The 895-nt window shown below is 51.5% G+C and carries 1 rRNA gene; it reads left to right on the forward strand.

What is annotated here, in order from left to right:
• Positions 1-895, forward strand: a 23S ribosomal RNA gene (locus KI363_RS21570); the annotation flags it as partial.

Raw genomic sequence — 895 nt, forward strand, 5'->3', positions numbered from 1 at the left:
TGGCCTGGAAAGGCCGGCCAGAGAAGGTAACAGCCCTGTAATTGAAACTTCGTTCCCTCCCGAGTGGATCCTGAGTACGGCGGGACACGTGGAATCCCGTCGGAAGCTGGGAGGACCATCTCCCAAGGCTAAATACTCCCTAGTGACCGATAGTGAACCAGTACCGTGAGGGAAAGGTGAAAAGCACCCCGGAAGGGGAGTGAAATAGACCCTGAAACCGTGTGCCTACAAGTAGTCAAAGCACAGTTGCATATTTTCCTTTGGAAAAATGCCGTGTGATGGCGTGCCTTTTGTAGAATGAACCGGCGAGTTACGATTTCATGCAAGGTTAAGTTGAAGAGACGGAGCCGCAGCGAAAGCGAGTCTGAATAGGGCGTATAAGTATGAGGTCGTAGACCCGAAACCAGGTGATCTACCCATGTCCAGGGTGAAGGTAAGGTAACACTTACTGGAGGCCCGAACCCACGTACGTTGAAAAGTGCGGGGATGAGGTGTGGGTAGCGGTGAAATTCCAATCGAACCTGGAGATAGCTGGTTCTCTCCGAAATAGCTTTAGGGCTAGCCTTGAAGTAGAGTCTTGGAGGTAGAGCACTGTTTGGACGAGGGGCCCTCACCGGGTTACCGAATTCAGACAAACTCCGAATGCCAAAGACTTGTTCTTCAGGAGTCAGACTGCGAGTGATAAGATCCGTAGTCGAGAGGGAAACAGCCCAGACCGCCAGTTAAGGTCCCCAAGTATCCGTTAAGTGGAAAAGGATGTGGAGTTGCTTAGACAACCAGGATGTTGGCTTAGAAGCAGCCACCATTGAAAGAGTGCGTAATAGCTCACTGGTCGAGTGACTCTGCGCCGAAAATGTACCGGGGCTAAACGGATCACCGAAACTGCGGATTGACA

The sequence above is a fragment of the Lederbergia ruris genome (genome assembly GCF_018332955.1).
Lineage (GTDB): Bacteria > Bacillota > Bacilli > Bacillales > Bacillaceae_C > Lederbergia > Lederbergia ruris.